Annotated in this window: 20 protein-coding genes and 6 pseudogenes; 8 read left to right on the plus strand and 18 right to left on the minus strand. The window is 69.0% G+C overall.

Going from position 1 to position 24403, the window contains the following annotated elements:
• Positions 1 to 40: 40 nt before the first annotated feature.
• Entirely contained in the window at positions 41 to 2473 is a 2433-nt protein-coding gene (fxsT, locus tag ACIPAE_RS07255) for an FxSxx-COOH system tetratricopeptide repeat protein (RefSeq protein ID WP_402443476.1), read from the minus strand.
• Positions 2474 to 2636: 163 nt separating this feature from the next.
• On the minus strand, positions 2637 to 4064 hold the full coding sequence (locus ACIPAE_RS07260) for a PLP-dependent aminotransferase family protein (RefSeq protein ID WP_366411612.1): 1428 nt from the start codon (positions 4062 to 4064) through the stop codon (positions 2637 to 2639).
• On the opposite strand from ACIPAE_RS07260, the pseudogene ACIPAE_RS07265 reads away from it, so the two are divergent.
• Positions 4063 to 4980: pseudogene (locus tag ACIPAE_RS07265) on the plus strand (DMT family transporter); the annotation flags it as partial. The gene ACIPAE_RS07260 and the pseudogene ACIPAE_RS07265 overlap by 2 nt on opposite strands.
• Before the next feature lie 1141 nt (positions 4981 to 6121).
• Here ACIPAE_RS07265 and ACIPAE_RS07270 read toward each other — a convergent pair.
• From ACIPAE_RS07270 to ACIPAE_RS07285, 4 genes are all read right to left on the minus strand, one after another.
• Positions 6122 to 6598, minus strand: coding sequence for a hypothetical protein (locus ACIPAE_RS07270; RefSeq protein ID WP_402443479.1), 477 nt, complete (start codon positions 6596 to 6598; stop codon positions 6122 to 6124).
• A 17-nt stretch (positions 6599 to 6615) separates the two neighbouring features.
• Positions 6616 to 6906, minus strand: coding sequence for a hypothetical protein (locus ACIPAE_RS07275; RefSeq protein ID WP_402443481.1), 291 nt, complete (start codon positions 6904 to 6906; stop codon positions 6616 to 6618).
• 123 nt (positions 6907 to 7029) lie between these two features.
• On the minus strand, positions 7030 to 7470 hold the full coding sequence (locus ACIPAE_RS07280; RefSeq protein WP_402443483.1) for a hypothetical protein: 441 nt from the start codon (positions 7468 to 7470) through the stop codon (positions 7030 to 7032).
• Positions 7463 to 7804 carry a hypothetical protein gene (locus ACIPAE_RS07285; RefSeq protein WP_402443485.1) on the minus strand — a complete coding sequence of 114 codons (342 nt, stop codon included), beginning with the start codon at positions 7802 to 7804 and terminating at the stop codon, positions 7463 to 7465. Before ACIPAE_RS07285 ends, ACIPAE_RS07280 begins: the two co-directional genes overlap by 8 nt.
• 85 nt (positions 7805 to 7889) lie before the next feature.
• Here ACIPAE_RS07285 and ACIPAE_RS07290 point away from each other — a divergent pair, with 85 nt between their 5' ends.
• Positions 7890 to 8546 (plus strand): hypothetical protein, encoded by a 657-nt coding sequence (locus tag ACIPAE_RS07290; RefSeq protein WP_402443487.1) that lies wholly within the window; start codon positions 7890 to 7892, stop codon positions 8544 to 8546.
• A gap of 15 nt (positions 8547 to 8561) precedes the next feature.
• Here the strand turns inward: ACIPAE_RS07290 and ACIPAE_RS07295 are convergent.
• Positions 8562 to 8855: pseudogene (locus tag ACIPAE_RS07295) on the minus strand (transposase); the annotation flags it as partial.
• A 912-nt stretch (positions 8856 to 9767) separates the two neighbouring features.
• Between ACIPAE_RS07295 and ACIPAE_RS07300 the strand changes: the two are divergent.
• A pseudogene (locus ACIPAE_RS07300) lies at positions 9768 to 11253 on the plus strand (NF041680 family putative transposase).
• Positions 11254 to 11279: 26 nt separating this feature from the next.
• On the plus strand, positions 11280 to 11801 hold the full coding sequence (locus ACIPAE_RS07305; protein ID WP_402443489.1) for a hypothetical protein: 522 nt from the start codon (positions 11280 to 11282) through the stop codon (positions 11799 to 11801).
• 39 nt (positions 11802 to 11840) lie between these two features.
• Here ACIPAE_RS07305 and ACIPAE_RS07310 read toward each other — a convergent pair whose 3' ends face one another.
• The 3 genes and pseudogenes from ACIPAE_RS07310 to ACIPAE_RS07320 form a co-directional block, all read right to left on the minus strand.
• Complete coding sequence (locus tag ACIPAE_RS07310) at positions 11841 to 12182, minus strand: hypothetical protein (RefSeq protein WP_402443491.1); 342 nt, start codon at positions 12180 to 12182, stop codon at positions 11841 to 11843.
• Between the two features lie 76 nt (positions 12183 to 12258).
• Positions 12259 to 13128: an IS5 family transposase gene (locus ACIPAE_RS07315; RefSeq protein WP_402443493.1), complete on the minus strand. Its 870-nt coding sequence runs from the start codon at positions 13126 to 13128 to the stop codon at positions 12259 to 12261.
• Positions 13129 to 13430: 302 nt separating this feature from the next.
• Positions 13431 to 14674, minus strand: a pseudogene (locus ACIPAE_RS07320) (IS701 family transposase).
• 181 nt (positions 14675 to 14855) lie between these two features.
• Here ACIPAE_RS07320 and ACIPAE_RS07325 point away from each other — a divergent pair.
• Together ACIPAE_RS07325 and ACIPAE_RS07330 are read left to right on the plus strand one after the other, a co-directional pair.
• On the plus strand, positions 14856 to 15080 hold the full coding sequence (locus tag ACIPAE_RS07325; RefSeq protein WP_355342741.1) for a hypothetical protein: 225 nt from the start codon (positions 14856 to 14858) through the stop codon (positions 15078 to 15080).
• A gap of 308 nt (positions 15081 to 15388) precedes the next feature.
• Positions 15389 to 16227 (plus strand): annotated as a pseudogene (locus ACIPAE_RS07330) (tyrosine-type recombinase/integrase); the annotation flags it as partial.
• Between the two features lie 167 nt (positions 16228 to 16394).
• Here ACIPAE_RS07330 and ACIPAE_RS07335 read toward each other — a convergent pair.
• The 5 genes and pseudogenes from ACIPAE_RS07335 to ACIPAE_RS07355 form a co-directional block, all read right to left on the minus strand.
• Complete coding sequence (locus ACIPAE_RS07335; RefSeq protein WP_402443495.1) at positions 16395 to 16646, minus strand: hypothetical protein; 252 nt, start codon at positions 16644 to 16646, stop codon at positions 16395 to 16397.
• Between the two features lie 4 nt (positions 16647 to 16650).
• On the minus strand, positions 16651 to 17040 hold the full coding sequence (locus ACIPAE_RS07340; RefSeq protein WP_402443496.1) for a hypothetical protein: 390 nt from the start codon (positions 17038 to 17040) through the stop codon (positions 16651 to 16653).
• A gap of 71 nt (positions 17041 to 17111) precedes the next feature.
• Positions 17112 to 17843: pseudogene (locus ACIPAE_RS07345) on the minus strand (RHS repeat-associated core domain-containing protein); the annotation flags it as partial.
• Between the two features lie 147 nt (positions 17844 to 17990).
• Positions 17991 to 18326 carry a hypothetical protein gene (locus ACIPAE_RS07350; protein ID WP_402443498.1) on the minus strand — a complete coding sequence of 112 codons (336 nt, stop codon included), beginning with the start codon at positions 18324 to 18326 and terminating at the stop codon, positions 17991 to 17993.
• A 33-nt stretch (positions 18327 to 18359) separates the two neighbouring features.
• Positions 18360 to 19271, minus strand: coding sequence for an LLM class flavin-dependent oxidoreductase (locus tag ACIPAE_RS07355; protein ID WP_402443499.1), 912 nt, complete (start codon positions 19269 to 19271; stop codon positions 18360 to 18362).
• A 61-nt stretch (positions 19272 to 19332) separates the two neighbouring features.
• Here ACIPAE_RS07355 and ACIPAE_RS07360 point away from each other — a divergent pair, with 61 nt between their 5' ends.
• Positions 19333 to 19794 carry a MarR family winged helix-turn-helix transcriptional regulator gene (locus ACIPAE_RS07360; protein ID WP_402443501.1) on the plus strand — a complete coding sequence of 154 codons (462 nt, stop codon included), beginning with the start codon at positions 19333 to 19335 and terminating at the stop codon, positions 19792 to 19794.
• Positions 19795 to 20066: 272 nt separating this feature from the next.
• Here ACIPAE_RS07360 and ACIPAE_RS07365 read toward each other — a convergent pair whose 3' ends face one another.
• Positions 20067 to 21188 (minus strand): Gfo/Idh/MocA family protein, encoded by a 1122-nt coding sequence (locus tag ACIPAE_RS07365; protein ID WP_402443503.1) that lies wholly within the window; start codon positions 21186 to 21188, stop codon positions 20067 to 20069.
• Between the two features lie 90 nt (positions 21189 to 21278).
• Between ACIPAE_RS07365 and ACIPAE_RS07370 the strand changes: the two genes are divergently transcribed.
• Positions 21279 to 21914, plus strand: coding sequence for a TetR/AcrR family transcriptional regulator (locus tag ACIPAE_RS07370; protein WP_402443505.1), 636 nt, complete (start codon positions 21279 to 21281; stop codon positions 21912 to 21914).
• 575 nt (positions 21915 to 22489) lie between these two features.
• Here ACIPAE_RS07370 and ACIPAE_RS07375 read toward each other — a convergent pair.
• On the minus strand, positions 22490 to 23563 hold the full coding sequence (locus ACIPAE_RS07375; protein WP_402443506.1) for an alkene reductase: 1074 nt from the start codon (positions 23561 to 23563) through the stop codon (positions 22490 to 22492).
• Between the two features lie 333 nt (positions 23564 to 23896).
• Positions 23897 to 24385 carry a MarR family winged helix-turn-helix transcriptional regulator gene (locus ACIPAE_RS07380; RefSeq protein ID WP_329373359.1) on the minus strand — a complete coding sequence of 163 codons (489 nt, stop codon included), beginning with the start codon at positions 24383 to 24385 and terminating at the stop codon, positions 23897 to 23899.
• Positions 24386 to 24403: the final 18 nt, after the last annotated feature.

Consider the following 24403-nt stretch of genomic DNA (forward strand, 5'->3'; position numbering starts at 1 on the left):
GCTTCCCCGGACGCGCCCCCTGCGCGTCGCCGGACGCTCGTCACCCGGCATCGGGAGTGTCCTCGTCTGTCCGGAGCATGCCCTGCCATCTGGCGAGGTTGTTCTGGGCCGTACGGGTGCTGGGGTGGTCGGGGCCGAGCACCCGCACTATGTCGTCCAGCAGCTCGGCGAAAGCAGCCGCGGCACCCTCCGCATCCCCCGCCTCCCCCCGGAAGTAGGCGAGGTCGTTCCGCGCGATGAAGGTGTCCGGGTGGTCGGGGCCCAGCACGCGCACCGAATCCTCCAGCAGCTCGGCGAAAGCAGCCACGGCGCCCTCCGTGTCCCCCGCCTCCCCCCGCGACTTGGCGAGATTGTGCCGGATCGTGAGGGTGTTGGGGTGGTCCGGGCCCAGCACCCGCAGCGAATCGTCCAGCAGCTCGGCGAAAGCGGCCGCAGCGGCCGCCATGTCCCCCGCCTCCAGTTGCAAGTAGGCGAGATTGTGCCGAACGGCGAGGGTGTCGGCGTGGTGGTCGTGGCCCAGTACCCGCACCATGTCGTCCAGCAGCTCGGCGAAGGCGGCGGTGGCGCCCTCCACGTCCCCCGCCTCTTTTCGACGCGAGGCGAGATTGTGCCGAAAGATGAGGGTGCTCGGGTGGTCGGGGCCCAGCACCCGCAGCGAATCGTCCAGCAGCTCGGCGAATGCGGCCGCGGCGCCCTCCACGTCCCCCGCCTCCCCGCGGAAGTGGGCGAGGTTGCTCCGGACGATGAGGGTGTCCGGGTGGTCGTGGCCCAGTATCCGCACCATGTCGTCCAGCAGCTCGGCGAAGGCCGCGGCAGCACCCTCCACGTCCCCCGCCCAGCCCTGCCACTCGGCGGAGTTGTTCCGGGCGCCGAGGGTGAAGTAGCTGTCGGGCCCCAGGTAGCGGGCGACGGTCTGCGCCAGCCGGCCGAAGTAGTCCCTGGCGGCTGTCGCCTGACCGACCCCGCCGAGGCTGCCACCGGCCTCGTACAGCACCTTGTGCGCTTCCGGCTGGTACAGGGCCTGCTCCGAGTGTCCGGCGAGGACGGCGGTGTTGGCGCGGAGCGCCTGGGCCAAGGCGGTGCCGTACTCGTTGTCCGGCCAGGCGGCGAGGAGGGCGTCGGCGGCGGCACGGGCGAGGTGGTCGTGCTGGCCGAGGGTGAGCGTGTCGCGGACGGCGCGCTGGACGAGCTGGTGCACGCGGACGGCCTGGTGGGGGGTGCCGGGGGTGTGGTCGATGAGGCTGAGGCGATGCAGGGCGCGGAGCGCGAGCGTCGCCTCCCTCGGTGTCACCGGGTCCGGTTCCCCGGCTGGGTCCTGCCCGGTGGGAGTGCGGTGCGCGGCGAGGTGGGTGCGCGCGGGGTCGCTGGTCAGGACGGTTTCGGGGATGCCGTTGGGATCGAGCAGGGCGGTGAGTCGGAGCATGGGGCGGGCCAGGCCGACCGGGCGGAGGGTGTCCGCGCGATCGACGGACAGGGACCAGGCGGCGGCCAGGGCCACCGGCTGGTCGTCGGGGAGCCGATCAGGGGCGGCGTCCGCGAGTGTGGTGGCGCGATCGGCCAACTGCTCGCGGTAGGCGGCGACATCGTCTCCGGAGTCGACGAGGTAGGCGGCTGCCTGGGACAGGGCCAGGGGCAGGTGCCCGAGATCGCGGGCCAGGGCGGCGAGGCGGTCCGCGGCCTCGGTGCGGTGGTGGGCGTGGAGGGACGCGGCGAGGTAGGTGACGGCCTCGTCCGGGGTGAACAGGCCGACCGGCACCAGGTGTCGGCCCGCTCCGGTCAGGGCGGCGTCGCGGCGGCGGGTGGTGACCAGGGTGTGGCCGTACGGGCTGTCGGGCGGCCACAGCCCGCGCAGGTCGTCGGGATCGGCGACATCGTCCAGGACGACCAGCCACCGGCACGGCCTGGCCGCGGCCTTGGGCGTCAGCCAGGCCAGGAAGGCCGCCGCTGCCTCGTCGGGGGCCTCGGGGTCGGCTCGGCACAGTTCGACGCCGGCCTGCGCATAGCTGCTCACCACCGGGGAGCGGTCGCTCGCGGTGACCCAGACCAGGACGTCCACGCTGCCGTCCTGCCAGGCGCGGCGGGCGTGGTCGGCGGCGATCTGGGTCTTGCCCACCCCGCCCATGCCGGTCAGGACCTGGCCGGGCACAGCCGTGGCGCCGCCGCCGGCCGTCATCCGCAGCAGGTCCGCTTCGGTGCGGCGCTGGAAGGGCCGCGCCCTGGGCGGGATCGTGCCGATCTGATGCGGCCAGGGAGCCGGTTCCCGCGGGCCGCGGTGCTGGTGGACCACGGTCATGTTCCCGCTGATCGCGGTCGCGCCGGGACCGGTCGCGGTCGCGTCCCCGGTACCGGATACCTCCTGCACCGGGGAGGCCGGCGCCGTACCGGAGGAACTGCCGGGGGCGGGGCCGCGGTAGCCGCTCACCGCGTTCCCGCCGTCCTCGGCGTGTGCGTCGCCGGTACCGGTCACGCGCACCGCGGCCCCCTGCGCGCGATCTCCGGGCCCATCCCGACCATCCCCTCGTCCCCCTCGCCCCACTCGCCCCACTCGTCCAACGGCCGTGCGGCATAACGACGTTACCCGGGAAGAGCCGACACGGCAGCCGCTCGCCCCGGGTCCCTCGGGCGGCAGCCCGCCTTCACAGTCCCGGAGCCGTCTCGGCGAGCGCGCGGGACAGCCGCTCGACTCCTTCCACGATCTCCTCGGGGCCCGCGGTGGCCGCGAAGGCGATCCGCAGGTGGGGCGCCGGGGCCTCCGCCGGGAAGTAGGGGCGGCCGGGGGAAATGGCCACGCCCGCGCGGAGGGCGGCGTGCGTCAGCGCGGTCTCGTCGGTGCCGTCGGGCAGCCGCAGCCACAGGTGGTAGCCGCCGAAGGGTACGGGTTTCGGGACCAGGCCGGGGAGTTCGCGCTCCAGGGCGGCGACCATGGCGACGCGCCGCTCGCGCAGACCGGAGGCGACCGCGCGCAGATGGCGCGGCCAGGCCGGGGCGCCGACGAGTTCGAGAGCGGCCTCCTGGAGGGGGCGCGGCACGAAGAAGTTGTCGACGAAGTGGACGGCGCGCAGCCGCTCCAGCGCGGGGCCGCGGGCGATCATGGCTCCGACCCGCAGGTTGGGCGATGTCGGCTTGGTGAGGGACGTGATGTGCACGACGGTGCCGTGCCGGTCCTCGGAGATCAGCGGGGGTGGCAGCGGGTCGCCGTGCCCGAGGTGGCGGGCGAAGTCGTCCTCGATGACGAACGCGCCCGCGGCGTGCGCGATGTCGAGGACCACGCGGCGGCGCGCGTCGGCGAGGACGGCGCCGGTCGGGTTCTGGAAGAGCGGCTGGCACAGGAACACCCGTGCGCCGCTGGCGGAGAAGGCGTCGGCGAGCAGGTCGGGGCGTACCCCGTCCGCGTCGATCGGTACCGGTACGAGCCGCAGGCCGGCGGCGCGGGCGACGGCCAGCACCCCCGGGTAGGTGGGCGATTCGACGAGGACCGGTGCTCCCGGGGGTGCCAGGGCTCGCAGCGAGGCGGTGAGGGCCGCCTGCCCGCCCGCGGTGACCAGCACCTGGGCGGGTCCGACGCCGGCGCCTCGGCCGAACCAGGTGCGCAGCGCGGTCAGCCCGTCCACGGGCGGCCGTTCCCAGGCGCCGGCCCGGCGGGCGGCCCTGGCCAACGCGGTGCCGAGCTCCCGCTCGGGCGCGAGAGTCGGGTGCAGGTAGCCCTCGTTGAAGGGGATCACGTCCTGTGCGTGCGTGGCGAAGTTGGCCAGCACCCCGGAGGCGTCGACCACGCGCGGCGGGCCGTCCGGGTCCTGCGTGGTCAACGCCACCTGCTGCCAGGATGTGTCGATGCTGTCGATGCGCGCCGCGTGGTTCGGCGCGCGGTAGGTACCGGCGCCGGGGCGGAGGATGACCAGGCCCTCGGCCGCGAGGGTCGACAGCGCGCGGGAGACGGTGACCGGGCTGACCCGGAACCGCTGCACCAGTGTCCGGCTCGACGGCAGTTTCTCGCCCGGGGAGAAGCGGTTCAGCTCCGCCCGAAGTGATTCGGCGACGGCGGTCGCACTGCTATCGTCGTTCATGAGAGATGACAATAGCGCTACCATAGCGGCCGCGGTACCGGTTGCCGGTGCCGTGCCAGGCGATTCGACCCCGCGCGGCACCCTGCTCGCCTGCCTCGGGGTCGCCGTCTTCTCGCTCACCTTTCCCGCCACGCACTGGGCGTTGAGCGGCCTCGGGCCCTGGAGCACGGTGAGCCTGCGTGCGGTGCTGGCGGCCGCGGTGGCCGGAGCGTTCCTCTTCCTGGGCCGTGTCCCGCTGCCGGACCGGGAGCACTGGCCGGGACTGGCCGTGGTCGCCCTCGGGGTGGTCCTCGGCTACCCGTTGCTGACCACGCTCGCCCTCGGCACCACCGACACCTCGCACGCGGCCGTCGTGGTGGGCGCGCTCCCGCTGTGCACCGCGGTCATCGGCGCCCTGCGCACCGGCGTACGGCCGTCCCTCACGTTCTGGGTCGCGGCCGTCGCCGGCGGAGCCGTCGTGGTGGGCTTCGCCCTGGGGACGGGCGGCGGGGCGCTCACCGCGGGGGACGGCTACCTCTTCGCCGCGCTGCTGGTGTGCGCGGCGGGCTACGTGGAGGGCGGTCGGCTGGCCGCGGTGATGCCCGGCTGGCAGGTGGCCGGCTGGTCGCTGGTCGGCGTACTGCCCCTGACGGTTCCGGGCGCGGTGGTCGCTCTTGCCTGTGAACCGGTGCGGCTGACCGGCGAGTCGGTGGGCGGGCTGGTGTGGCTCGCGGTGGTGGCGCAGTTTCTCGGTCTGCTGGTCTGGTACCGGGGGCTGGCTGCGATCGGGGTGGCCCGGGCCAGCCAACTCCAGCTCGCGCAGCCCGTGTTGACCCTCGTCTGGTCGGCGCTGCTGCTCGGCGAGCACCTGGGGGCCGCGACCCTGCCGACGGCGGTGGCGGTGCTGGTCTGCGTGGCGGCGACCCAGCGGGCGCGGACGAGGACGGCACCCGCGGACAGCCCCCACCTTCCCGCCCGGTTCGACGAGGAGCCCGCGCGGGTCGGGTCCGATGATGCGGGTGTCGGCGGTGCCGGTGCGGAGGGCGCCGGTGTGGGAGGCGCCGGTATGGGCGCTGCCGGGATGGGCGCTGCCGGAGTGGGGGCGCCGGAATGGGGGGTGCCCGGGATGGGCGCTGCCGCTGACCGCCTCGACCTCGATCCCCGGCTCGACCCCGACCACTGATGCGGACGCGAGCGCTTTGACCAGGCCGAACGCGCACGTGATGCGCCCGGCGAGGCGGCGCCGGGCGCCCATCGCGCCGAGCGGCTCCCTGGCCCCGAAGGTGAGCGCCACGGGGAAGACCGCCACGGCTGCATTGGCCGCCCTCACCTTGCTCATCGCACTCGCCGCAGCAGCCACCCAGTCCTTGCTCGCCCCGTTCAGCGACCCGCCCGGCGTCCACACCGGCACGAACTCAGCTGGCGCAGAGGGCCCGATGCAGTTCGAGCCCGCCACCTTCACCGCCGTCGCGCACCAACTCCCCGCCCGGGCCACAACAGCATCGCCCTCGCCCTACGACCCCCGCGACGCGATCTACGCCGCCGCCCCCTCCCTCTGCACCGACGGCGCCCACGACAACCACGACCTCGACGCCGCCCTCTACGCCTACAACCACGCCCAGTGGTACGTCGCCGAGGTCGTCGCCCAGGCCGCCACTTACACCAGCTCCACCACCTTCGCCGACACCGCCCCCACCCCCGCAGCCCTCGGCGCCATCAACCGCGCCCAAGGCCAACCCGGCCTCCTGGAACAGGGCGGGCGTCGACTCCGTCGTCATCAAGGAACTCCTCGCCCCCGCCCATATCGACGGCCCCGCCCACGTCCCGCTCCGCGTCCAGCGCGAGGCCATCGACACCCTCAGCACCGCGCTCAACGGTGCGGCGAAGGCCAAGGACGAGGGCGAACCGCCACTCTGCGCTTCCCTCGTCCACTGACGCTGCCGTCAACTACCGCAGTCACTCCATGTCGAATCCCCGTCGGAACGCGCCTGACGGGAATTCGAGTTTTCAGCCTTACACCCGTGGAAAGTCAGAAAGCGCAAGGCTCGGCTCATTTTCCAACGAAGGCTGTGCACCAATCAAGGCAACATATCTCCGTGGCTTTCAGTGAAACTGCGAGAAAATTCCCGGATTTCATAGTTGTCGCTTTCGGCAGCTTTGTCGATCACGGCACTCAGAGCCTCCCACGCTTCAATCTCGACAAGCACGTCAGCCAACCTGAGATAGTCTTCGACTTCACCATCAGATAGGCGCTCCAGCGCCACCCGGGCAAATTGCGATGGCTCTACTTCTTTCCGAGCTGCCATAATCGCCTCAAGGGCGGACCGCGTCCACCCGGTCGACAGGGAAAGGTCAACTAGCAGATCAAGCAGCTTCGGAACGTCTTCGGGGAAGAGGCGAAGGAAATCCAGAGCGACAGACCGGTCCCACGCCGAACTGCTCGAAAGTGCCTTCGACAGCAAGTCCACACGTGAGGGCAATTGGTTCACCCCGGCGCGACGTCGAGCGACCTCTTGCTCAGCCGTCACCAAGACACGCCATTCCTCCATCTCCATGGCCTCTCTTACAGAACTCACAGCTTCTTTCCCATATTCTGCCAGTCCATCCCTTGAATGAGCGCTACATACTCATCGAACGGCATGCGACGCGTCGGGTAGACGGTGTGGTGACCAAGTGCGCGTGGACCTCCGGCTCCTCTGCCGTCGGCGATAACACCCAACCCGTCAGGAAGTGGACCTGTAGGGGTACGAACCTGCCCCTTCAGGCCGATACGGCTGGCGTTCTCCACCGAATCAAACGTCGAGAGCCCCTGCACATCCAGAGATTTCAGTTGCTCAGCAGTAGGACCGTTGTCTGCATTCACGTCGATATCTTTCCCCGGTCGAACCCTCGGCCCACCCACCGTGTGCAGAAGGCAGCCGGTGTTGTGGACGAGTACCGGGATCTGTCCCGCCAGCACATAGTACGTGTGCTACGCGACCCCTCTCTATCTGCGTATTCGCAGATCAGCGGCGGTTTCGGGTTCCGCTGGTGTCCGTGGTTGTGCGGGGGAATCCGTGGGTGTTGCCGTCGCTACTGCCGTCAGGGGCACCGGAGTTACGTCGTGCTGTTGCTGGCGCGGCTGCGACGCACGAGGACCGTACTGCCATGCGCCGGGTTCAGCGCGGAGAAAGGTGCGGGTGGTCTGCTCGTACAGCTCGTGGCTGGTGGTGGCGCAGTGTCCGGCGATCCAGTGGGTCAGCTCGTCCGGGGTGTGCACGGTGCCGGATGTGGCACCGCAGTTGTGTTCCTCGCCGGTGACACACATCGCCGCGAAGGCCGGCAGAGCCAGCGGGTCGGGGGCGGTGGTGACGTGGTACTCGCGGAACCGGTAGCGCCCTCGGGCGGCCTTGCGGGATGGCACGTCTGCCTTCGCGGAGTCAGGCATCCTCGGCCACCTCTTCGGGCTCGGGGAGGCGTGGCCCGCGAGAGTCGGCGATCCTGAGCGCATCGGAGAGGGCTTCGGTCAATCGGCGGGCCAGCCAGCGGTATTCGGTCGCCGACAGGTTCTTCGCGTCCGGGGCGATGGTGTCGCGGGCGTAGGTCAACAGGTCGTCGCCCATGCTCAGTTGTACGGATTCGATGCTGTCGGCGAGGCCGGTGAGGTAGCCCTGGCCGTCGGTGCTCAGGTAGCAGGGGCGCCCGTCGGAGGTGGTCCACGGCAGCAGGCACGGCCCGCGTGCCATGGGACATGCGGGCTTCTGGGTTGCTCGCTGGGCCATCGTGATTGACTCTCCTCGGCGTGACTCCCGCAATGCTGAGGTGGGCGGTCGAGGGATCGAGGGACTCGCGGCCTATCCTCCTGTTGTGCACCTGCCGCGGGACCCATCGAACGTCGACCATGTCCTGGCGGCAGCGTTTCCGCCCCGGCTTGCAGGTGACGTGCAGAGCGTCCTGGCGGTCATGCCGGACGCCAGGCTCGCGCCGATGGAGTCCTTCGAGGTTGACGTGCAGGGCGAGACCGTCGCCATTCCCTCGCGCATCTACAACGAGGAGCCGGGCGCCGACTTCGAGTGCTCCCTGACCGGAACCCAGCAGGTGATCTTGCATTGCCTGTACTCCCGGCACAGTGATGGCCGGGTCCGCCAGCGCCGTCTCGAACAGATCGTGGCGTCGGGGGAACCATGGGTGGCCCCGTTCGTGCTGCAGTTGGCCGGCGAATACGTGCTGGAGATCCTTGACGTGATCGGGCGGGGGCTTGTCGGCCTCGCTGTCCCGAACTCGGCCCAGCGCAGGCTCTATGGGGACTTCATCGCCCGGAATCCAGCCTTCTTCGCGCGCACGGAGCGACGCGTGGTGAGCTACTGGTCGTGTTATCACCGCTGGAAATACACGGTCTTCGGGACGTATCCGGGATGCACACTGATGGAGGCGTTCCGAGCCGCCGCGTCGGAACACGCGGGCGTGCGATGGCCGCGCCACACGCCACCTCCACTGGTCGGCATGGCTGGCGGACTTGCCTGAGCGTGGTCGTCGTCTCTATCCGGCGAGGGCAAGGTTGTGCAGGCGCGCGATGCCGAGCATGGCGTGGTGGACGCCGGTGCCTTTCAGGCGGCAGTCACGGAGGATCTTCCAGCTCTTCATACGGGCGAAGGCGTGCTCGACGCGGGCGTGGACTTTACGGTGGGAGGCGTTGTGTTCCTCCTTCCAGGCCGGGACTTCAGTCTGGCCGCGTTCGCGGCGGTGCGGGATGACCAGCCCGGTGCCCCGGTAGCCGCCGTCCGCGACGACCATGGTCCTGCCGACGGCGTCCTTCGTGCCCGACAGCGCCCACTCGGGCGGTTCGCTGCTGCAGCCACCCGCCCACAGATCTGCGTCTTGCTCGTCAGGCAGCGCACCTGTGCCCTCTCCCCAGGACTTGAGACCACGGCCAGCAATAAAGCGATACGAACGGTTGTCGCTGGAGACCAACACATCACGGACCAGCGGCGCAAGAAGGCCACGCTGCTGAACGAGCTCCGGGGCGTCCAGGAGTGAGACAGCCGCAGCAGCGGCCGCTTCCTGAACAGCAAGGTCCGGAGCGTGGAGGAAAGCAGAGACAGCCTGGAAGACCCGGGACGCAGTGCCCGGACCTGGACGGACTCTGAATGCTCCTCCAGGCAAAGCCCTACCCCTGCCATGTGCGCCTCTGCCTCGCTGTCGACCTCGATGGCCACCGACGTCACCCAGTCCAGCAAGGCAGCGCGCAGCGGAAGGGCTCGGCCGTCACGGTCGACCACAAAGGTGCCCGTGCGCGGGTCGCTGAGGATCGCCGCCACATACAGTGCCGCAGGCACGGTCGCGGAGTAGGTCGTGTTCTGGTGATGCACCGGGTCGTTGAGGTGCCGCAGAGCCCTGGCCTGTGTGCCGGCGTCGTCCGCCAACAGTCCGGCCAGCAGAGCAGGGGTTCCTGCGGCCGACCCACAGGCATGCTCGAGTGAAGCCCAGTCGGTCCCCGCCAACAGATCCCACGAGTCTGGCAGCAGATCGTCAACATCCGTGATCGTCACACGTTGAGTATGGCTGTTGCTCCCACGCCTGCCCCTGCCACCTCATGCACATAGCGGGACAACCCTTAGCTTGTCGTTTATGGTCCGGCGTCGAACAAAGGTCGAACTTGTTCGGTGTTTTCCCAGTTCACCAGCGGTGTGAGGCGCCGCGGGCCGATCCTGTGCTGAGCGACAGCGCAGTACGGAGGCCGGGATCGTGGGACTGGTCGAGCACGAAGTTCAACGAGACGCATTGACGGTGCTGGCGGAGTTCCGCTCGGAGTTGTACGCGTGCCTGACCGCCCGGAGCGACGCCCTGTTCGAGTTGTGCGACGCCTTGCTGTGCACCGACGGGCCGGTCCGCACCCTCGTGGACCTGGCGCTCGCGCCCGAGCACCGGCGCGGGCACGGCGCCTTGTACTCTGGGATCAACCACGGTCGGATCGACGTCGCCCGACTGCGGCGAGCGCTGAGCGGTGTCTCACTTCCCCGAGCCGGCGACGGTCGGCTAGTGCTGGCGGTCGACGTCTCCTCGTGGCTGCGGCCGGACGCCGACACCTCCTCGGACCGCTCCTTCTGCCATACCTTCGGCCGCGGTCTGGGCAAGCACCAGATGGTGCCCGGGTGGCCGTACTCGATCGTGGCGGCGCTGGAGACGGGCCGGACCTCGTGGACAGCACTGCTGGACGCGATCCGGCTCGATCCCGGTGCCGACTTGGCCGCGGTCACCACCAACCAAGTCCGTGATGTCGTCCAACGTCTCGTGGACGCCGGCCAGTGGCGGGACGGGGACCCGGAGGTCTTGGTTGTGTTGGACGCGGGCTACGACGCGCCCCGCATAGCCCACCTCCTGGCCGACCTGCCGGTGGAAGTTCTGGGCCGGCTCCGTTCGGACCGGGTCATGCGCAAGCCCGTTCCGGTGCCGTGGATCTGCCCGCCTCAGGGCGGCCGCCCGCCCAAGCATGGCGGCGAGTTCGTCTTCGGCCGACCCGAGACCTGGGGGCGAAACCACCGCGGCAACCGCCACCAACACCGACCGGTACGGGACCGCGACCGCGCAGGCATGGGACCGGCTGCACCCCCGGCTGACCCGCTGGGCAGCCTGGCTCGACCACGAGGGACCGTTGCCCATCATCGAGGGCACCGTGATCCGGCTGGCAGTCGAAAGGCTGCCCAGCGGCGGGGTGAACAAGCCCGTCTGGCTGTGGTGGTCGGGCACCAGCGCTGGCCCAGCCGACGTCGACCGGTGCTGGCAGGCGTTCCTCCGCCGCTTCGACGTGGAACACACCTTCCGACTGCTCAAGCAGACTCTCGGCTGGACCAGGCCCAAGCTGCGGGACTCGGCGGCGGCAGACCGCTGGACCTGGCTCGTCCTGGCCGCACACGCCCAACTCCGCCTCGCCCGCCCACTTGCACGCGACCTCCGACGTCCCTGGGAACGACCCGCGGAACCGAACAGGCTCACCCCCGCCCGGGTCCGTCGAGGGTTCAGGAACCTGCGTGCGAAGACGGGCACGCCAGCCGGTGCACCAAAACCCACCAGGCCCGGCCCCGGCCGCCCGCTAGGCTCGAAGAACCGGCGACCCGCTCCCCGGTACGACGTCGGCCTCGTCCTCGCCACCGGCGAGTCCTACACCCGACCCGCACACCACAAGGTCGGCACCAAACCCCGCCGCAGCTCAGAGCCAAGTACGGCAGCGTGAATCTCCGGGCCGACAGCATGGAAGTCGTGCGACGATTCGTCGGCCAGCAGAGCCACGAGCGGGAACGAAGGGCGATGGAATACATCAATCTGGATGCGCAGGTCGGCAACCTGTCAGGCGTCCTTTCCCCTGCTCGATACCTGGAGCACCTGCCGTCGTTGGCTGTCGATCTGCCTGCCGGGGCCCGGCGATTCGCCACTGCGCCAGAGCACTACGACTTCTCCAGCAAGCGGTGTGTGAAGGATCTGGAGGTCCAGCACATCCGCGGCGTCGGAGCAGATGACCAGCAGATGGAGATCCAGTTCCGGCACAACTGCTGGAAGCACGAAGAAGACCTGGTCATCCGCTATATAGGTGTCTCCAGCTTCGATGGCGGAAGCATCGAGGACAACGACTGGGCAACCGTCGGGACGGTCATCCTCGACGAGGTCCTGCCCCACCAGAACGGTTGCAGTCACGAGATCGCGTTCTGGAACGGCTCACTCACCGTCGTCTGCCGTGATCTCGTCGCGACCTGGACCGCGGCTGACTGCACCGACAATTCATAGACCAGCAGGTCCCTCGCTCGCCGAGGTTAAACGACAAGCTTAGGACCTGTTTTGGAAGGTGCTGACCTGGGAGTTTGGCTGCTTGGTGGAGTGCCGGGCGGCCATCCAGAGGGTGAGGTCGTTTGCGATCCGGCTGATGCTGGCCTCGACCTGGACTTCGTGTTCGCGGCGTGAAGCGTCTCGACGAACGACCTCGTAACCACCGTCCTCCAGGACCGCGACGGAGGTGAACCAAACCGGTTCGTCCTGGTCGGGCTGGATGACGACGAAGGTGTTGTCGGTGTCGTTGAGGTCGCTGATCAGCTCGAACAGAGCGTCTTCGGAGGGGTCGTCGATGTGGTCGCCGTTCTCGCTGTCGGCGCAGTAGTACGTAGCGGCCACCGAACATCTCTCCTCGCGCGACAATCCCAGCGGTGCCGGGTCAGCATGGCACGCGGAGTCGCCGGCCCGGACAGGGTCACAGCCATTCCTGAATCGCAGCGATGTGGACGGTGGCCTCGAAGCGGACCGCAAGCTTGTCGAACCTGGTGGCGACCGCCCGGTTCCTCTTCAGACGGTTGATGCCGCACTCGACCGCGTGCCGGGCCTTGTAGTCCTCCCGATCGAAAGCCGGAGGTCGGCCTCCCGCCCTTCCGCGCCGCTTGCTGTGCGCGACCTGGTCAGCGGGCTCCGCGATCGTGCAGCGGATCCCTCGTCTGCGCAGGTAGGCCCTGTTCGCGCGGGATGAGTACGCCTTGTCACCCCGCACGCGCACAGGTCGCATCCGCGGGCGTCCGGGCCCGGTCCTCGGCACCCGGATCGCTTCGAGGACCGGGACGAACTGGGGGCTGTCCCCGTCCTGTCCGGCCGTGACCAGCAAGGCCAGCGGGCGTTGTCCCTGCTCGCACGCTAAGTGGATCTTCGTGGTGAAGCCGCCCCGGGAGCGGCCGAGCGCGTGGTTTTCAGGCTCGGTCCGGCACCCGCCGGGAGGTTCCTTCTGACAGTGCCCGTCGCGGCGGGCACCGGCGGCGTGCTGGTGGGCCCGGCAGACCGTGGAGTCCACGTTGACCTCCCAGGTGATCAGCCCGGCAGCATCCGCCCTGGCCTGCAGTCCGGTCAGCAGCATCGCCCAAACACCCTGGCGCTGCCAGCGGCGGAACAGGCCGTAGACCGTCTGCCACGGCCCGTATTCCGGCGGAATATCCCGCCAGGGCGTCCCGGTCCGCACCCGCCAGCGGATCCCGTCGATCAACCGCCTCTGACCCATCGCTGGCCGCCCCACCTCCGTGACCGGCAACAACGGCTTCAACACAGCCCACTTGCCATCCGAAAGATCCCCACGCCCCACACCGCGATCATCACAGCAAGGAACACAGCTCCGGAGCCACTTCCAAAACACGGCCTAGTACAGCATTCATGAGAAGTTTTTTAGCAGCGCACTTCATCCAGGGATGGGCGGGGATGATTCGCGCTCGGTTTTAGAGAAGAGACCCTGGCTGAATACCTAAACGTGGGTCACTCTCAATAGGTCTTCGCGTATTCAGAGTTCATAAATTCCGTAAACGATGGCCAATGGCCCATCGGAGCAGCCTCCCTTTCCATGTAGAAAGACACGGGAGGGTCGTCTAGTACGGCAGCTGTAGATCGTGATCATGGTTGAGCTGCTGCTTGTCTCAGGTAGTGGCTGTCGCGGGCGCGAGCTTGGTGGCGTCGTCGCCAGTGGGACCAGCGGAGGCGGTGCGCTGCAGCGTGGGCGGGCCGTGCCATCAGTCTGTTGAACAGATGCGCGATCTCGTTGCTGCTCAATGGGATCAGCCCGTCTGGTGCGGGCCGGTGAGTGCGTTCGTCTGCGGTGACGACGGCGAGGAAGGCGTGCGCGAGCATCGCGAGGGTGACCCAGCGGTGCCAGGACGTCCACCGGCGGACCTGGTGTTCGTCCAATCCGGTCAGTTCCTTTCCCGTCTGGAAGGTCTCCTCGACCGTCCACCTGCGCCCGGCTACCCGTACGAGTGTGGACAGTGGCACGGCGATGGGCGAATAGCAGCGGTAGAAGGCGAGTTCGCGAGTGCGCCGGTTTCGGCGGACCAGGAGTTGGTGGTGTCCGGGGCGGTGATCGGCGATGTGGACCACGGCCCAGTCGTAGAAGCGGTGGCCCTTCGCGCCGGTCCCGGCGGAGAGCTTCTGCCAGGCCCGCTTGGGCATCTTCTTGACCAGCGCGGACGCCCGCAGTCTTCCTCCCCTCGTGGCGATCTGGTGGTCGCAGGCGACCGTGAGGACGTAGCCGACCTCGCGGTGTTCCAGTGCGGTGCGAAGGGTCGGATTGCCGCCGTAGACCTCGTCACCTGCCACCCATCGCGCCGCGACGCCGGAGTCCAGGGCGCGGGCGATCATCTGTGCGGCCAGAGCGGGCTTGGTGGCGAAGCCCACAGCGGCGGGTATGCCGGCCGCCCGGCACCGCTGGCGGTCCTCGGTCCAGGAACGCGGGACATACAGCTCCCGGTCGATGGCGGCGTGTCCGGCCCGCGCGGAGTAAACGAGGTAGACCGCTACCTGCGCGTTCTCTATTCTGCCCGCGGTGCCGGTGTATTGGCGCTGGACGCCCACCGTCGCGATGCCCTTCTTCAAGTCGCCGGTCTCGTCGACGACGAGGACCGCCTCTTCGTCGCGCAGGTGGTCCACCACGTAGGTGCGGATGTCGTCGCGGACCGCATCGGCGTCCCACTTGGCACGGCCCAGTAGGTGCTGCATCCCGTGGGGGGTGGTGTCTCCGGCATGCTCCGCGATCGTCCAGCAACTCTTGCGCGGCAGATCCGACAGCACAGCAGCCCCAGCACCAGCGAGCGGGCGCGGCGGCGGGGTTCCACCCGGGCGAACCGACCTGCGACGCGGGCCATCAGGCCCTCGAACATCACCTGCCATCGTTCAACGTCTACGCTGTGACCTGCGGCCACTGCTTGATCCTTCGTTGTCTTCACAAACCACGATGATCTTCGGTGGCCGCGCTGTTGCCCAGGCAGGCAGATCACGACCCTCGGCCCTGGACTACCGGGCTCCGCCCGAGGTTGGAAAGCCCTGATGAGTCGCTACGAGTTGAACGAGCGCGAGGCCTTCGTCGCCATGTCGCGGTTCGTGTGGCAGTTCGCGAACCGCGCCGGGGACGACCTTCTCACGCTCCTGGGCGACATCGGCATCGAGGCGGACGGCGGAACGACAGACCCCGCTGCCTGGGAGGACTGGATGAGGTGCGTTCGTTCGGTCGTCGACGGCGCAGAGGACTCAGCAGGCGGGTCGGCAGGATAGAGGGCCACTCGAGGACAAGATCACGATCTACAGCTGCCGTACTAGGGATGTCACCTCCATCCAATAAACCTGATACCCCTGATGCATGGCAAACACAACAGCGCCATCGGGTAGATTCATCCCATGAGGATTGTCGGAGAAAAATTCATCGACTGCCCGCGGCATATCGATGATCTCAGGGAAGAAGGCGTCGGTACCCTTCAGGATCCTGCCAGCGCCGCGCCCCATCAGGGATAGAAACTCCCTGTATCGTTCAGGAACCCTTCGAACTCCCCAAGCCTCACAAAGGCGGTCAATCTCGGCATCTCTGCTGTGCTGCCGGAAAGTGCTGCGCAAGGCGGCTCTCACCGCTGACCTTGGCCTACGTGCACTCCGTCCTCAAGTCGCCCTGGAGCACGCCGTACGCGAGGAGGAGATCCCGCGCAACGTCGCCCGCAACGTCCGCACCGGCACACCCCGCCCTCGCCGCTTCGACCCCCTCACCGCCGACGAGGCGCGCACGTTCTTGGCCGCGACGAGCGGTCACCGGTTGCAGCCGCTGTTCGAGCTCGCCCTGCATACCGGGCTCCGCAAGGGCGAACTCCTCGGCCTGCGCTGGGAAGACCTCGACCTGGCCGGCGCAACCGCCAGCATCCGCCCCCAACGCACCCCCTCCAGCGGCCTGACCGCCCTCCCGACGAAGACCAAGAGCTCGGAACGGCGCATCGTCCTGCCGACGCCGTGCCAGCGCTCCCTCGAACAGCACCGTGACCGGCAACTCCAGGAACGTGAGGCGGTGGGGACGGGCTGGGAGGACAGCGGCTACGTCTTCAGCCGCCCCGACGGCGGCCCGATCGAAGGGTCCGCCCTCACCCGGCACTTCAACACCCTGCTCCGCCAGGCCGGACTCCGTCGCATCCGGTTCCACGACCTCCGCCACTCGACCGCCACCCTCCTCCTGGAACAAGGAGTCGAACTCGTCGTGATCAAGGAGCTGCTGGGGCACGCCCACATCGGCGTCACCGCCACCGTGTACACCCATGTCCGGCTCCGCCTCCAACGCGACGCCATCGACCGCCTCGGCCATGCCCTCCGCAACCCCGCCGAGATCACGGGCAAGCCTGACGACGGCGACGAACCACCCCTCGTCGGAGCCGCCGTCCGCTGACGTTGCCGTCAACTACTGCCGTCACAGCACACTGAAGCCCTGCCAGGGAACACCTGACAGGGCTTCAGACTTGCACCCGTGGATTCACTCCAGGTGCCGCTGGCTGGGCATTCTCACCGAGGCGTCGTAACGCATCCGGAGCCGCCCTCTCCTCTTACGGGAGAGGCTCAGAGCGTATCGATTTCTTTCCCCTTTGAGTCAATGATCGCGTAGTCGCCGGGATAGGGGACCCAAACCCCAATCCCGTTAGGCCATGAAACAATCTCAAGCGAGGCCACGTTTGAGATTGCGGTCCGGAGAAAGACCGCCTCCCCATCGCTCAGGGAGAAGGTGGTTCCTACCGGCTCGAAGCACACCTCGACGCTCTCCCCTCGCGCCGCCACAAATTTCAGGTCTACGACCTGCTCTTCGTCGCTCACCTGACTATCTCCAAGCATCGATGATCTCCTGAGTCAGCACCACGCGCGCCGGTGCAGTCTTCCCACCTTTTCCTGCGAGTGCTGCACTCTGGTAGAAGTCCTGCAATTTCTCCGCGTCGCCCCTGCTTGCCAAGCCTCGCAATTCAGCCGGGGAACGTGTTCCTATGAGGTGAGACGGATCTCCGGAACCCCAGACGCGCCCGCCCACTTCTAGCAGGGTGCCACCTTCAAGTTTCGGAACGCCGACCCTGCCTCCCGGATTGGCGAGATCGGTGGCGTTCCCCTTGGAGTCGACCGCGAATCGAGGATCACAGTTGCTGTTGTGAACCAGGACCGGCGTCTGCCCAGCGAGTACATAGTACGTGTGCAGCTCGTTGACAGTGAGGTTGTACATGTCGCGGTGCCGGGGTGGGTGGTCTTGCCGGCGAGGCAGACGTGGGTGTTGGTGGCGGTTTCGAGCGCGTGGCCGGGGGTGAGTTGGGCTGCGGGGAGCCACTTGTGGAGGGTGTCGTCCCAGAAGGGGTGCTTGGAGGTGGTGTGCAGGACGCTGGCGTGGTCGCTGCCGGTGTCGATGGTCAGGTCGACGAGGTCGTCGTCGTGGTTGATCCAGGTGGCGGTGACCTTCTCGGCCTTCTGGTGCTTGCCGGTGTCGGGGTCTGCTGCTTCGACTTCGTCCCCGGGCTTGATCTTTCCGATGGGTTTGGTTTTGCCACCGTCCATGAGGACTTCGGCGTCCGGGCTGAAGCTGCAGCCGCGGGGCTTCTGCTTGATGACTCCGAGATCCAGTGTCACCTTGTCTGTTGCTGCGGCGAGGAGAATCATCCCCACGAGATTTCCGAGCACCTGGGCCGAATGGCCGTGGCGGATGTCCTTGAACGCCTGTTTCAGGCTGGCGAGAGCGTGGGCGTATCCGCTGACCGTGTCCTTCGCGTCAGGGTCGGCGCCGGTGATGGGATTTCCGGCCGCGTAGGAGTAGCCGTTGACCTGTTGTGGGTCCGTCAGTTCGAGAACGGGGTCGAGGGAGACGAATCGTCCGATGGTGGGGTCGTAGCCGCCTACGCCGAGGTGGGTGAGGCCGGTGGTGTCGCTCTCGATGCCGCCCACGAAGCCGTGGCCCCCGGTCCAGGCGCTTACATTCTTTGCAAGAGCTTCACTGGGCCATTGGGCGCAAGGCCACCAAGTGAAGTGACACATCATCACTTCCGTTGCCCAGACTGATGAGTTGATCGGGCACCGCGCGATCCGGCCGCGGGTCGATGGGACGGCGTCCGCGGACGCCGTCCCTACGTTCTTCTCGCCAGGCGCGAGAACTTCAGGACACGGAAGCGGCGAGGGCGGCTCTCATCAGAGGTCCTTCGCCTCGGACTCATACCCAAGGAGAGCCTTGAGGAGGGCTCGACCGGGGTATTCGTCGTACGGATGCACGGGCGCGTCGAAGATCTCCGGGTCGTCGAAGACCGGCTCGCCGTTGAGGCGTCGCGCGTAGGGGACGCGACCGTAGTCGACGCCGTCTTCGGAGTCGTGTCCCATCCACGCGAGGACCTCGCGCTCGCACTCGCGTCGTGGATGGTGGGTGACCGTTCGGCCGGCGATCTCCTGGCCGACGACAAGCCGGACCTGCGGGACGGCGAAGACGATGCGGACGGGTGGAGTTGCCGCGGCTTCTCGGCAGCTGGCCACGCAGGTTGCCGGTGTCGGTTGAACGATGGCCGGTCAGGCGCCCTTCTCACGGACAGGGGTGATGATCTCGTCGACGAGCCAGCGGGCGGGCTTGTCCGGGTAGGGGCGGGGCAGTGCGAGGACGACGTGTCGGATACCGGCAGCGGCGAGTGCGTAGACGTGGGCGCGGGTGGTTGCGGGGTCGGCGTAGTCGACGATGATCTGCGCGGAGCGGGTGATCTCGGCGGGGTCGCGGCCGATCGCCGCGCAGTGCGCGTCCAGGACGCGGGCGCGCTCGGCGATCCGGTCGGTGCTGTTGTGGGGCGGGCCGGGGATGTTCCAGATGTCGGCGTGCTCGGCGATGATCCGCAGGGTGCGGTCGCCCCAGCCGCCGAGCAGCAGCGGTGGGCCGCCGGGCTGGACTGGGCCGGGTCCGTTGCGGGTGCCGCGCAGGGTGGTGAAGGCGCCGTCGTGATCGAAGACCTCCTCGCTCCACATGCTGCGCAGAATGGTGATCGTCTCGGTGAGGCGGGCCAGACCCTCGCCGGGGCTCGGGAGCGGGAGGCCGTAGGCGGCGTACTCGGCGACGGCCGGGTTGGGGCCGTCGGGCTGCCGGGTTCCGCCGACGCCCAGGCCCATGATCAGGCGTCCTTCGGAGATCACGTCCACGGTGGTGGCGATCTTTCCGAGGTGGGCGGGGGCGCGCAGCATGTTGCTGGTGACGAGCAGGCCGAGACGGAGCCGGGTGGTGCGAGCGGCCAGTGCGGCCAGCAGCGTCCAGCCCTCCAGGACGGCGCCGCCGGGCGGCCCGGCCAGCGGCATCAGGTGGTCCCACAGCCAGGCGTCGTCGAGTTCGGGCAGTTCGTCGGCTTCTTCCCAGACGCGGAGGATGTCGTCGTAGGCCAGGTGCATGGGCGTCGTCTTGACGCCGAAGCGGAGCGCGCGGTGAGGTGCGTCAACAGGCATGACCATCAGCCTAGTTGATCGTCAGGACTGCTGATGATCAGATGATGGTTAAGGTTTGGGGATGGCGGAGAATGACGACGACGGGGCGACGGTCGAGGAGTTGCTCGGCACGCGGCTGGGCTACCTGCTCAAACACGCGCAACTGCGGCTGGCCGAGCACGCCGGGCCCGCACTGGCCCCGTTCGGGCTGGACGCACGGGAGTTGGCGGTGCTCGCGGTGCTGGCGGCGGGCCGCCCGCTGTCCCAACTGGAGGCCGCGCGGCGGCTGGGCGTGGACCGTACGACGATGGTCGCGCTCGTCGACGCGCTGGAGGGCAAAGGGCTGGTGGAGCGGCGCCGCAGTGCGGAGGACCGCCGCCGCAACGTCGTTGAGTTGACCGAGCGGGGCCGACGGGCGCGGGCCGATGCGGAGGACGCCCGCGAGGCGGCGGAACGCGAGTTCCTCGCCCCGCTCGGCGAGAAGGACGCGGCGCGCCTGGTGAAGTCGCTGCAGGTGCTGATCAGAACGCCGAACAGGCCCTGAGCGGGCCCTCGTTCAACCGGAATGCCTCGGCGGAGGTCCGACCAACGGGTGCTCGCCGAACCGGGTCTGGGCGAGGAAGCTCCCGAACGAGGACCGGCGCGGACCGGCACGGACCGGCACGGACCGGCACGGACCGGCACGGACCGGCGCGGACCGGCCCGGCCCGACCGCGCTCTTCCGGTCGCACATCAACCCGTACGGAACCTTCCGCCTCGACATGGACGAACGGCTCGGCCTCGCGACGGCAGCCACTCCCCGATCAGTCCGGCCTGTCAGCCCAAGCGTTGCCGGGTGCCCGTATCCGCGGAGAGCCTGATCGCGTCAAGCAGGCGGTGCAGCCGCAGGCCGGCATCGAAGTCCGGGACGCTGCGTGAGCCGGTGCGGAGGTCGAGGGCCAGCCGGGCGTACATCTGGGCCACGTTGAAGCTCTCGGCGGCGGGATCGAGCCCGGAGATCCAGCGGTACCGGCTGGGAACGGGCAGCTCTTGAAAGGTGCCGTCCGCATCACCTGGCCCTTGCACGCGCAGTTCACCGATCTGGATGCCTGCTGGGCCGGCAGCCCCGGTGGAGACGATGGCCAGGTCTCCCTTGGTGCCGGAGATTTCCAGTCGGGTCCCGGCGCCGGTGACCTTGGCGTCGTGGACGTGGGCCGACACGACGGCACCGCTGGTGAGGGTCGCGTTGAGAAGGAGGTGGTCGGGGCTCGTTGCCTCCACCGTGTCACCGGTACCGGCGATGGTACGGACCGGGTGCTGGCCGGACACCATCGCCGAGAGGTCGCTGATGCCACCGAGCAGGTACTGCACCGCGTCGAGCGTGTGCCCGCCGGCGACCTCAAGCGTCCCGGCACCGTTGTTGCGATCGAGGGTGTAAGCCGCCCAGGCGGGAATCCGCTCCCCAGGTCCCTTCCCGCGGGCGGCGTGAACGGTCGCCGAGGTCACGCGTCCTACACGACCATCGGCGACCAGCTCGCGGGCGTAGGCGATCGCCGGGGCATACCGCGCCTGGAGCCCGAGCACGTGGTGCACGCCCGCGCCGTGGGCTGACGTCGCGAGGGCCGCGGCCTCCTGGGTGGTTCGGGCCAGCGGCCACTCGCAGTACACGTGCTTGCCGGCTGCCAGCGCCGCCTCGACCAGTTCGGCGTGCGCAGGAACCTTCACGGTGATGACGACCAGGTCCACCTCGGGGTGCTCGGCGAGTTGCCCGGCGTCGGTGAAAGCGTGCGCGGCCCCGAACTCCCGCGCCGCGGCCCGTGCGCTCTCGGGGCGGCTGGTGCCGACCGCGGTGATGCGGTACTCCGGCAGGGCCAGCAAGGCCGGGACGTGTGCCCGGGCGGCCCAGCCTCGGTCGGGGCTCGCCCCGATGATGCCGACGCGGATTCTCTTCGCTTCCATGGCAGCCCCCAACCAAACGGACCGATCTTGTCCGGTTGGAGACTCTAGCCAAGCGGACAGGATCGGTCCAGTTATCGCTAGGATCAGCGCATGGACCAACCGCGCAGCACAGTGGACCGCCTGCTCGTCGACGTGTCGGGCCGTCGCCCCCGCGCCGACGCGCGGCGCAACGTCGAGCGCCTGGTGGAGGCCGCGCGAGTCGCGGTTGCCGAAATCGGCGTTGAGGTGTCCGCCCACGAGATCGCGCGCCGGGCAGGCGTAGGTGTCGGCACCTTCTATCGCCGCATCCCCTCCCTTGACGCGCTCCTGGAGATGGTGCTCGTGGAGATCCTCGACGAGATCTCGGACGTGGCCGATCAAGCCCTGGGGGACCCGGACGCCTGGAATGGACTCCGCACGTTCGCCGGGACTTACGTGCGCCTGCGGGCAGAGAGCTGCGGCGTCAGCGAGGCACTCGGCGGGGCCTGCGGGGTCACTCTCACCCAGCGCCTGGAGGACCTGCGAGGACGGATTCGGCGTCTCGTGGAGCGCGCCCAAGCGGTCGGCGCCATGCGGACGGACGTCGCCTGGCAGGATGTCCCCTTCCTGCTCGCCGCCGCCGCGACTGGTGAGCGCACCCTGGACATGCGAGCGGGCGGCCGGCAGTGGGAGCGCAATCTCCAGATCATTCTCGACGGACTGCGCACGACTCAGCCGAGCACGCTGCCGGGCACTGCGCCGACCTGAATTCGGACCCCGACGTCTCCAGCTGGGGCGGAGCATCGGCGAACGACCGTCAGCCGACACTCGCGCCGGTGACCGCGAACCCGCAGGTGGACAGTGCCGGCAACACGCGTCGACGATCAACGGCGGTGAACGGTCCGGCCGATGGATCCGACGACGCTCCTCGGCTGCTGCCGCACATCGACGGCCGACCGGAACCCCGATCGTCCGATCGACGCACCTTTCCCCCACGGCCTGCCCAACGGCTCTGCGGCACGCGAGTAGTGCTCCGGCACCTACCGGGAGGCACAGCCCCAGAGGTACGCCCCCGGAGGTACGCCCCGGATCTCGCGGATGGTGCGGCCAGATACGCCCGCGTGCGCGATTCGTGTGCCGCACGGTCCCACGGCCGGGCAAGGGCGAACCGGAGCCGCGGCGGCGTACTCGGTGACGCCGATCCGCCGGCCACGCGAGTGCGGGCCGTTCCGGTCGGCGAGGTGCAGGTCACGCAGGCGGGACAGGCCGCCCGAACAAGGTCATCCGCCGACCCGGCAGGAAGCCACGTCCAGGCTCGGCCCGTCCCGCGGTCGCGACCTGCCCTACAGGTGCGGGTAGTCGGTGTAGCCGTGGTGGTCGCCGCCGTAGAAGGTGGCGGGATCGGGTGTGTTGTACGGGCCCTGGGCGGCCAGCCGGGCGGGCAGGTCGGGGTTCGCGAGGAACAGCGCCCCGAAGGCGATCATGTCCGCGGTGCCGTCCTGGATCAGGGTGAGGGCGTCCGGGCCGGTGCGCTCGGGAAGGGTGAACGGGTTGAGGATGAACGTCGAGGGCCAGGTCTTGCGCAGGCGTGCGGTCAGCGTTCGGTCGACTCCTTCGAGCATGTGCAGGTAGGCGAGGTTCAGCTCGCCGAGCTTGGCGACCAGGGTGGTGTAGGTGTTCTCCACGTCCGCCGCGTCCTTCTCGGCGATGTCGTTGTAGGGGTTGCCGGGTGAGATGCGGAAGCCGGTGCGGTGGCCGCCGATCGCCTCCGCGACGGCGGCGGCCACTTCCAGGCCGAAGCGGACACGACCGGTGACGTCGCCGCCCCAGTCGTCGGTGCGCTGGTTGGTGTTGGGTGCGAGGAACTGGTGGATCAGGTAGCCGTTCGCGCCGTGGAGTTCCACGCCGTCGAAGCCGGCGGCGATCGCGTTGCGTGCCGCGTCGGCGAAGTCGGCGATGGTGCGGGTGATGGCGTCGGTGTCCAGTTCCCGCGGGGTGACGAAGTCCATCGGACCCTGGTGGGTGAACACCTGGCCCTTGGCGGCGACGGGTGAAGGCGCGACCGGGCTCAGACCGGCAGGAAGCAGGCTGGGATGGCTGAGGCGGCCGGTGTGCATCAACTGCGCGAAGATCACTCCGCCTTCGCAGTGGACGGCATCGGTGACCCTGCGCCAGGCGGCCACCTGCTCCGGCGCATGCAGGCCCGGCGTGTCGGGGTACCCCTGGCCGACCGGCGAGGGCTGTATCCCTTCGGTGACGATGAGGCCGGCACTCGCGCGCTGGCTGTAGTAGGTCGCCATCAGATCGGTCGCGGTGGCCCCCGGCCCGTAGGCCCGGCTACGGGTCATCGGAGCCATCACGATGCGGTTGGCCAGCGGGCGGCCGGCGACGTCGATCGGAGCGAATGCGTCCATCATGGAATCTCCCTGTGGTCACGGAGGAGGGAAGAAGGGTCGCCTGCGGCACGGCCGAGGCCGGCGGGGAACCCGAGTGGCGCGCGAAGGCGCGGGGCTCCCACCTGCTCGGGCGTGTGTGGCGGGCGTGTATGTACGTGCGTTTCCTGGCTGTTGCCAGGCGCGTGCGACGCACCGGTGAGACGGCCGCTCGGACACGGCGCTCACAGATCCGCGCGGAGCGATGCTTTCTTCTTGGGCTGCCCGGACTACCCGGACTACCGGACTGACTGGACGGCCTGGGCTGACTGGGCTGCCCGTTGGACGATCCCGGGCAACCCTGGAGAACCGGGCCGCTCAGCCGAGTTCGCCGCCAGGCACGGGGCGCCCGTGATCCCCGATCGACTTCTCGATCGTGTACGCACACGCGGTGAACGCTTCGATCTGATCAGGGGTCAGGTCGCGCACGGAGAGCTGCTCCAGGGTGCGCCACATGTCGGCGATGGGCTCCTGAAGGGCCCGGCCGGCATCCGTGAGGCTGACCACCATGACCCGCCGGTCATGGGCGGCCGGTTCCCGCGTGAGCAGTCCGGATTCCTGCATGCGGCGCAGTGACTTGGAGACGGTGGAATGGTCCAGGCCGACACAGCCCAGCAGTTCGGCCTGGGTCTGGCCGTCCTTGTCGAAGAGCTGCATCAGCAGCAGTTCCTGCCCAGGGTGCAGGTTCATGGCGCGCAGCATGGCGGCGGCGCGGGCGCGGTGGGCGCGAGCGAGCTGGAAGATGGCGTAGCTCAATCGCCCGTCACGCGCCGTGGCCGGCGGCTCGGGTGAAGTGCTGTCGGGCATCGCTACTCCATGGGCATG

This window comes from Streptomyces sp. NPDC087270, from assembly GCF_044744625.1.
Lineage (GTDB): Bacteria > Actinomycetota > Actinomycetes > Streptomycetales > Streptomycetaceae > Actinacidiphila.

Coding starts and splice junctions, on each gene's coding strand:
- ACIPAE_RS07260 (WP_366411612.1), bottom strand. CDS start 4,064: ATGAACGACGATAGCAGTGCGACCGCCGTCGCCGAATCACTTCGGGCG.
- ACIPAE_RS07270 (WP_402443479.1), bottom strand. CDS start 6,598: ATGGAGATGGAGGAATGGCGTGTCTTGGTGACGGCTGAGCAAGAGGTC.
- ACIPAE_RS07280 (WP_402443483.1), bottom strand. CDS start 7,470: ATGCCTGACTCCGCGAAGGCAGACGTGCCATCCCGCAAGGCCGCCCGA.
- ACIPAE_RS07285 (WP_402443485.1), bottom strand. CDS start 7,804: ATGGCCCAGCGAGCAACCCAGAAGCCCGCATGTCCCATGGCACGCGGG.
- ACIPAE_RS07325 (WP_355342741.1), top strand. CDS start 14,856: ATGAGTCGCTACGAGTTGAACGAGCGCGAGGCCTTCGTCGCCATGTCG.
- ACIPAE_RS07340 (WP_402443496.1), bottom strand. CDS start 17,040: ATGTACAACCTCACTGTCAACGAGCTGCACACGTACTATGTACTCGCT.
- ACIPAE_RS07355 (WP_402443499.1), bottom strand. CDS start 19,271: ATGCCTGTTGACGCACCTCACCGCGCGCTCCGCTTCGGCGTCAAGACG.
- ACIPAE_RS07360 (WP_402443501.1), top strand. CDS start 19,333: ATGGCGGAGAATGACGACGACGGGGCGACGGTCGAGGAGTTGCTCGGC.
- ACIPAE_RS07365 (WP_402443503.1), bottom strand. CDS start 21,188: ATGGAAGCGAAGAGAATCCGCGTCGGCATCATCGGGGCGAGCCCCGAC.
- ACIPAE_RS07370 (WP_402443505.1), top strand. CDS start 21,279: ATGGACCAACCGCGCAGCACAGTGGACCGCCTGCTCGTCGACGTGTCG.
- ACIPAE_RS07375 (WP_402443506.1), bottom strand. CDS start 23,563: ATGATGGACGCATTCGCTCCGATCGACGTCGCCGGCCGCCCGCTGGCC.
- ACIPAE_RS07380 (WP_329373359.1), bottom strand. CDS start 24,385: ATGCCCGACAGCACTTCACCCGAGCCGCCGGCCACGGCGCGTGACGGG.